Source organism: Thiohalorhabdus sp. (assembly GCF_046545655.1).
GTDB lineage: Bacteria > Pseudomonadota > Gammaproteobacteria > Thiohalorhabdales > Thiohalorhabdaceae > Thiohalorhabdus.
Map to the genome: position 1 here is coordinate 1 of NZ_JBKGZG010000062.1, position 7566 is coordinate 7566.

7 protein-coding genes are annotated in these 7566 nt (G+C 71.1%); 4 read left to right on the forward strand and 3 right to left on the reverse strand.

Annotation, left to right across the window (positions count from 1 at the left end; translation table 11 throughout):
- A partial coding sequence (locus tag ACLFRB_RS11060; protein ID WP_411069070.1) for a right-handed parallel beta-helix repeat-containing protein occupies positions 1-1218 on the reverse strand: 1218 nt, incomplete at its 3' end.
- Positions 1219-1727: 509 nt separating this feature from the next.
- Positions 1728-2375: a molybdenum cofactor guanylyltransferase MobA gene (mobA, locus tag ACLFRB_RS11065; RefSeq protein ID WP_411069071.1), complete on the reverse strand. Its 648-nt coding sequence runs from the start codon at positions 2373-2375 to the stop codon at positions 1728-1730.
- Between the two features lie 175 nt (positions 2376-2550).
- Here mobA and pabB point away from each other — a divergent pair, with 175 nt between their 5' ends.
- From pabB to ACLFRB_RS11085, 4 genes are all read left to right on the forward strand, one after another.
- Positions 2551-3948 (forward strand): aminodeoxychorismate synthase component I, encoded by a 1398-nt coding sequence (gene pabB, locus ACLFRB_RS11070; RefSeq protein WP_411069072.1) that lies wholly within the window; start codon positions 2551-2553, stop codon positions 3946-3948.
- Positions 3949-4059: 111 nt separating this feature from the next.
- Complete coding sequence (locus ACLFRB_RS11075; protein WP_411069073.1) at positions 4060-4896, forward strand: glucosaminidase domain-containing protein; 837 nt, start codon at positions 4060-4062, stop codon at positions 4894-4896.
- Positions 4886-5980 (forward strand): polysaccharide deacetylase family protein, encoded by a 1095-nt coding sequence (locus ACLFRB_RS11080; protein ID WP_411069074.1) that lies wholly within the window; start codon positions 4886-4888, stop codon positions 5978-5980. Before ACLFRB_RS11075 ends, ACLFRB_RS11080 begins: the two co-directional genes overlap by 11 nt.
- A gap of 101 nt (positions 5981-6081) precedes the next feature.
- Positions 6082-7023, forward strand: coding sequence for a 1-phosphofructokinase family hexose kinase (locus ACLFRB_RS11085; protein WP_411069075.1), 942 nt, complete (start codon positions 6082-6084; stop codon positions 7021-7023).
- Positions 7024-7128: 105 nt separating this feature from the next.
- Here ACLFRB_RS11085 and ACLFRB_RS11090 read toward each other — a convergent pair whose 3' ends face one another.
- A complete protein-coding gene (locus tag ACLFRB_RS11090) occupies positions 7129-7347 on the reverse strand; it encodes an ATP-binding protein (protein WP_411069076.1) in 219 nt (72 codons plus the stop codon).
- Positions 7348-7566 lie beyond the last annotated feature (219 nt).

Sequence of the window (7566 nt, forward strand, 5' to 3'; positions counted from 1 at the left end):
GTAGGCGCCCATGTTGTAGGCGTTGTCCCGGGGCTCGGTGGCCAGGGGATGCTTGTACTGCTCCGAAGGCTCGTGCTCCGAGTCCACGGCGGAGGGGGCTGATTCCACCCGGAGGAGGTCATCCAGGTACTGGTCTTCCGGAAGGCTCTGGTTCTTGCCGTTCCAATCGCCGGGATTCCAGTATTCCCCCTCGGTGGTGCCGTCCTTCACCAGCCGGGCGTTGGTTACCAGGTTGTTCTCGATGGTCATGTCGTCCATGTCGTACACATCGAGCAGCAGCGAGGAGTACAGGGTTTCGCCCTTCTTCAGGAAGCTGTTGTAGGCGATGGTGATGTCGGCGTTGTCCACCGGGCAGGGCTTCACCTCGCCGTAGCGCTTGCGCACGGTCACGTCCATGGCCTGCACCGCCTCGCTCTTGTTCTCCGAGACGATGGCGTTGCCGACCACCCGGTTGGTACCGCAGCCCCAGATGTTGATGAGGTTGGCGGTGGTGCCGAGGTCGTCGTGGAGGTAGTTGTTCTCGATGTCCACGTTGACCGATTTGGCCTTGATCAGGTGGCCGTTGCGGGCGCCGTGGAAGTAGGAGCCCTTGATCACCAGATCCTCCACCTGCCCGGCGTAGACCAGGTGGCCGTTCTGGGTGGGCTCGTCCATGTCGTAGAACTCCGAGTCGTGGATCTCGAGGCGCTCGGAGTTGGTGGAGGCGAGGATGCCCATGCCGGCGTTGTGGACCTCCACGTTGCGGAGGATGAGGGAGCCGGTGTTGTCGTGGTGCCAGATGACCTTGTCGGTGCCGGCGTCGGAGAGCTCGAGGCCGTCGACCACCACCTCGCCCTTGGAGTAGTTCACCAGCACGCCCTTGCCCTCACACAGCTGGGATTTGAGGTGGGGCCGGCCGTCAAAGCCCTGGATGGTCAGGCTCTTGTCCTCGGGGATGACGGCGCACTGCTCGTAGGTGCCCCCCTCGATGCCCACGGTGCCGCCGTCGGGCGCCGCGTCCACCGCATCCTGGACGCTGCTGTATTCCTCATCTTCGCCGACGCAGGCATCGGCGCTGCATTCGGTCCGCTCCTCCAGGCCCGAATCGGACCCGTTCCCGGACTGGAGCTCCTCGGCAACGGCGTCCGACTGGGAGCCGTCGCCGCAAGCGGTTACGAACAGGGCGGCCAGGGTGAGTCCGGCCAGTCCGTAAAGGTTTCCCCCGCCTTTTCTGAACATGGACTGCGCTTCTCCTGTGTGCTTGTTTCGCCCGGACCGGTGGGGCCGGGCCGGTGGTGCTCTATGCTTCCCGGGCGCTTCCCGGGGTTCTTGTTCCGCCGTGGCTCGGTGGAATACGGATCGGTGCTGGAGGCCTTCGGCCCCCGCCTTCCGCGTCAAGGCGCGGCAGTGAAAGGGGTGTGATCCGGGGAGTCGGGAAGCCGCCCGGGCCGGCGGCCGTGATGGGCTCCGGATTTCGGAAACCGCGGGAAAACAGGCGCTCGACTCGGGCATCGGGACCAGGGGGTTGGGTGTTTCCCTGAAAGTGAGCGCATACTCTCATAGGGATCCCCTACCGTCTAGGGGTTTTCCCGAAAAAGATGGGGAATCCTATAGGGGACTTCGCCTACTTCCTGCGGGGAAGCCCCATCGGGGGGTAAGGAAGGGAAAGGCGCACGGGGGGAAGGACGGTGGGAGGAAGCGGGTAGGCCCTTTGGGGCCAGGGGCGTGGATCGGATCGGGGCGGGCGGCTAGAATGCCCGCGGGCCAGGGGGCCGGCGCAGGTAGGCCTCGGCGGCGGCGCGCTCGTCGGGGGTGTTGATGTTGAGGAAGGCCTCCGTCTGCCCGGAGAAGTCGGCCAGGGCCGTGAGGTGGCGAGTGAACCAGCGCCCCACGCCGCGGCCCCCTCCGTGCAGGTATTCCAGCAGGCTGTCCAGCAGGGCGCGGTGAAGGAGGGCGAACACCGGCTGCAGGCCCTCTTTGGTCTCCACCGTGGCCAGCTCGCCGTGCAGGGCACGGCGGGCGGCCAGAAGCCGGGCGGCCAGGTCCAGGGGGAAGCGGGGGCAGTCGCAGGGCACCGTGAGCACCAGGTCCGTCTCCGCTGCGCGCAGGGCGGCGGCCATTCCCGCCAGCGGGCCCAGGTAGCCCGCCATATCGTCGGCGACCACCGGGAAGCCGTAGGCGGCGTAGACCTCCCGGTTGCGGTTGGCGTTGATGATCAGGCGGTCCACCTGGGGTCGGAGCCGCTCGATGGCGTGCTCCACGATGGGCCGGCCCGCCAGGGGCTCGAGGCCCTTGTCCCGGGCGCCCATGCGCCGGCCGCCGCCACCGGCCAGGATGACCCCGGTCACGGCCGGGCCGTGAACGGGTGGGCCGTTCCCCGCGTCGATAAGGTCCACCGCGGTCCTCCTACTTGCTGCCGGGCGGTCACAGGCCCGCCGGTCTCGCTGGGCGCTCGGGTCGGCACTATACCGCACGGCCCCGGCCCCTGGGGCATCCCGGCGGCATCCGCCCCTCCACTCGGAGTGCCCGGACCGGGGCTCCGGAAAGCGCATTACCGCAAGGAGCCTCTGTGTGAAGGGCTGGCCCCGCATCCAGGAGATCCCCTACCACCCGGACAGCGCCGACCGCTTTGCGGCGATCGCCGAGCGTCCCTGGGCCGTGTTCCTGGACAGCGGTCGCCCCTTCGGCGCGGCGGCCCCGCACAGCCGGTACGACATCCTCGCCGCCGATCCCTGGGCCACCCTGACGGAGGCGGAGGGCACCGTGACCGTGCGAACGCGGGAGGGAAGCCACTACGATCGGGCGGATCCCTTCGCCGTTCTGCGTGCCCACCTGCGACCCGGGGAGCCCCGGCCCTTCGATCTGCCCTTCACCGGCGGGGCCCTGGGCTATTTCGCCTACGATCTGGCCCGCTCCCTGGAGGCGCTGCCCAGCCGGGCGGCGGATCCGGACCGCCTGCCCGGCATGGCGGTGGGCCTCTACGACTGGGCGGTGGTGGTGGACCACGCCAGCCGCCGCGCCTGGCTGGTGGGCCACGGCCGGGACCCGGAGACCGCCCGCCAATGGCCGGAGCTGGAGCGGCGCTTCCGGGAGCCGGCCCCCCGCGCCGCGGGCGCCGGGCTGCGGCTGCGCTCGAGAATCGACTCCAATCTGGACGCCCGCGCCTACGGGGAGGCCTTCCGGCGGGTTCAGGAGTACATCCGGTCCGGGGACTGCTACCAGGTCAACCTGGCCCAGCGCTTCACCGCCGCCACCGAGGGCGATCCCTGGGAGGGCTACCGGGCCTTGCGCGCCGCCCATCCGGCTCCCTTCGGCGCCTATCTGAACGTTCCCGGAGCGCAAATCCTGAGCAACTCCCCCGAACGCTTCCTCCAGGCGGCGAAGGGACGGGTGGAGACCCGGCCCATCAAGGGCACCCGTCCCCGGGCGAAGGATCCCGAGCGGGACCGCGCCCTGGCCCGGGAGCTGCTGGAGAGCCCCAAGGACCGGGCGGAGAACGTGATGATCGTGGACCTGCTGCGCAATGACCTCGGCCGGGTGTGCGCGCCGGGCACGGTGCGGGTGCCGGAGCTGTTCGCCCTGGAGAGCTACCCCACCGTCCACCACCTGGTGAGCACCGTCACCGGGTCTCTGCCCACGGGGCGGGACGTCCTAGACCTCCTCCGCGCCTGCTTCCCGGGAGGCTCCATCACCGGGGCGCCCAAGATCCGGGCCATGGAGATCATCGAGGAGCTGGAGCCCCACCGCCGGGGGGTGTACTGCGGCAGCATCGGCTACGTGGGCTACGACGGCGCCCTGGATGCCAGCATCGCCATCCGCACCCTGGTGCACCTGGAGGGGTGGGTGCGCTTCTGGGCCGGGGGCGGGCTCGTGGTGGACTCCCGGGAGGAGGCGGAGTACGCGGAGACCTTCGATAAGGCCGCTGCCATGCTGGCGCTGTTGGATCCGGGCCGGGAAGGCCACAGGTAAAGGGGGCCGCGGTGGGGTTCGGCGCACCCCGGATGATCCGGTATCCTGTGCCGCCCACCCGGGATCGGGACGGCCCTTCCCACAGGTCCCGAGCCATCGAAAGGAGCATCCGTGCCTTCCACCTCCTTTCCCCATGCCTGGATCCATGCGCTGGCGCTCGCCGTGGCGACCGGTCTGGTCATCCTCTGTGCCGAGCTTTCCGGTCTGCGGGAGGGCGGCGTGGCGGAGCCGGAGGGGAAGCCGGAGGGGGAGCCGGTGCTCCGGGAGTCGGAGGGGGGGGATCTCCCCGACTTCCGGCGCTACGAGGACGTGGGCGAGCGAAAGGCGGCCTTCTTCGCCTTCCTGCGCCCCATCGCCGAGGCCGTCAACGAGCAGGAGGCCGCGCGGCGGGAGCGCCTGCGACGCCTGGGGGAGCGCCTGGAAACGGGGTCGGAGCTTTCCGCCAAGGAGAGGGAATGGGTGCGGTCCATGGCTGACCGCTACCGGGTGCCGGCCGATGGGCGTCCTCCGCGCGAAGTGGTGGCGCACCTGCTGCGCCGGGTGGACGCCATCCCCGTCTCCCTGATCCTCGCCCAGGCGGCCAAGGAGTCGGCCTGGGGGACCTCCCGCTTCGCCCGGGAGGGCAACAACCTCTTCGGTCAGTGGTGCTTCGAGCCCGGCTGCGGCATCGTGCCTGCCCGGCGGGGGGAGGGACGGAGCCACGAGGTGCGACGGTTCGCCACGGTGCGCGATTCCGTGGCGTCCTACGTCCGCAACCTGAACAGCCATCCCCGCTATGCGGAGCTGCGTGAGCTCCGGGCCCGGCTGCGGGAGGAGGGAGGGCCGGTGACCGGCCACGCCCTGGCCGCCGGGCTCGACGGCTATTCCGAACAGGGACAGGCCTACGTGGAATCGGTCCGCGACCTGATCCGGCACAACGACCTGGGAGCCGTCGCCGATGTCGAGTAACCCCCGAAGGGCGTCCCTGCTCCTCCTGTTCGCCGGTCTCCTGGCCGGGGCGCTGGCGGGCGGGGCACGGGCCGCCGACCACGCAGTGGTCCTGATGTACCACCACGTGGACCGCGACACCCCGTCGAGCACCAGCGTCACCCCGGAGACCTTCGAGCGCCACCTGGACTACCTGGAGGAGCAGGATTTCACCGTCTGGCCGCTGGTCCGTGTGCTTCGCCACCTGGACCGGGGGGAGAGCCTGCCGGAGAAGACCGTGGCCCTGACCTTCGACGACGCCTACGAATCCGTGTACACCGAGGCCTTCCCACGGCTCCGGCGCCGGGGCTGGCCCTTCACCGTCTTCGTCAGCACCGACTACATCGACAAGGGCCACGGCGGCTACCTGGGCTGGGACCAGCTGCGGGAGCTGGCGGCGGAGGAGGGGGTGGACCTGGGCAACCACACCCGCAGTCACCCCCATCTGGTGCGCCGCCGGGACGGCGAGGACGAATCGGCGTGGCGGGAGCGGGTCCGCGGCGAGATCCGCGGGGCCCGGGAGCGGCTGGCGGCGGAGGCGGGCGAACCGGTGCCGGTCTTCGCCTACCCCTATGGGGAGTACGACCGGGAGGTGCGCGCCATCGTGGAGGGTCTGGACCTCTATGGCGTGGGCCAGCAGTCGGGCCCGGTAGGCGCCGGCAGCGACCTGCGCGCGGCGCCGCGCTTCCCCGTGGCCACCCCGTACGCGGACCTGGACGACCTCGGTCCCAAGCTGCGCAGCCGCCCCCTGCCCGTGACCGTCCTGGCCCCCGAGGACCGGGTGCTGGCGCCGGAGGCCCAACGCCCGGAGCTGCGCCTGCGCCTGGAGGAGGGTCCCTACCGGGCCGGTGCGCTGGCCTGCTACGCCTCCGGCCAGGGCCGCATGGAGCGCACCTGGGTGGACGAGGCGGAGGGGGAGGTGGCCGTGCGGCCCCGGGAGTCCCTCCGGCCCGGACGCACCAAGTACAACTGCACGGCGCCCTCCGCCGAGGAGTCCGGAATCTTCTACTGGTTCAGCTACCTGTGGATCAAGCCCCGCCCCGACGGGAGCTGGTACCAAGAGTAGCCCGCCTGCCCAATCTTCAAGAATCTCCCGGCTCCGGGATGGTCCCGCGCCCCTCCGTGGTCTAACGCTGAAAGGCAGTCGGCCAAGGCACGGAGGGAGCCGTGAGCGGACGCATCGTTACCCTGACCCCCAACCCCGTAATGGACCTGCGCACCAGCGTGGACCAGGTCCGCAGCGACCGGAAGCTCCGCTGCACCGACCCCGTGCGCCAGCCGGGCGGCGGAGGGCTCAACGTGGCCCGGACCATCCGCTGGCTCGGCGGCAACGCGTGCGCGCTGTTCCCCGCCGGGGGCGGCACGGGCGAGGACCTCAAGCATTGCCTGGAAGGCGAGGCGCTGGATTATGAGGCCATCCCGGTGGCGGGGGAGAGCCGGGAGAATCTGATCGTTCTTGAGGAGGAGAGCGGCCACGAATACCGCTTTGCCATGCCGGGCCCCGTCCTTGCTCAGGGGGAATGGGAGGCCCTCCTGGAGCGGCTGGAGCGCACCGAGCCCGCCCCCGAGTACCTGGTGGCCAGCGGGAGTCTGCCGCCGGGCGTGCCGGAGGACTTCTTCGCCCGGGTGGCGGGGGTGGCCAGCCGCCGGGGGGCGCGGGTGATCGTGGATACCCACGGCCGGCCCCTGGAGCGGGTGATGGTGCCCGACAGCGGGGTGTTCCTGCTCAAGCCCAACCACAATGAGCTGGAGATGCTCACCGGGCGGAAGCTGGCCGGCGAGGAGGACGAGGAGGCCGCGGCCCGGGAGCTGACCGCCGACCAGCAGGCCCGGGCCGTGGTCCTGTCGCGGGGGGCCCGGGGGGCCATGCTCGTGACCCGGGAGCGGACGGTACGCTACCGCAACCCCCCGGTGGGGGTGATCACCCGCGTCGGTGCCGGGGACTCCCTGATCGCCGGCCTGGTGTACCGGCTGGGGGAGGGGGCTTCCCTGGAGGAGGCGGTGCGCTTCGGGGTGGCCGTGGGGGCCGCGGCGGTGGCCAGCGCCGGCACGGGAATCGGGGAATGGGTGGACCTCGAGGAGCTGCTCGAGCAGACCGAGGTGGCCTGACCGGATCCGGACCTATGCCGGTCAGGCCTTGCGGCCCACCACCGCCTCGTTGCCCTCTCCGTACAGGTGGACCGCCGGGGCCATGTCCCTTCCCCGCCCCTTCTCTTACTCCGCGGATAGGGGGGGCAGGGTGACCCGGACGGCCAGCCCGCCCAGGTCGGCGGAGCGGTCGAAGGCGAGCTCGCCCCCGTAGGCGTCGACGATGTCGCTGGCGATGGCGAGTCCCAGGCCGTGGCCGTTGACGGACTCGTCCAGGCGCGTCCCGCGCTCGGTGAGCCGGGGCCGCTCCGCCTCCGGGATTCCCGGGCCGTCGTCCTCCACCACGAAGCGCAGGCCCGGGCCTTGGTGGTGCCGTCGGGGGTCCGGACCGTCTGCGCAGCCTCGTCCAGGGCCAGCCCCGCGACCTCCAGAGGGCCGCCGGGGCGGCCGTGGCCGCGGCGGAGGAGGGCCCCGAGGCGGGCCAAAAGCTCCTCCATGTGGAAGGGCTTGCCCAGGTAGTCGGCCTCCTCGCCGTCGCTGGCGATATCCGCCGCGTAGCCGGCC

What these genes read in the sequence shown, in the direction of transcription:
- ACLFRB_RS11080 (WP_411069074.1), top strand. Translation starts at nt 4,886, where the DNA reads ATGTCGAGTAACCCCCGAAGGGCGTCCCTGCTCCTCCTGTTCGCCGGT.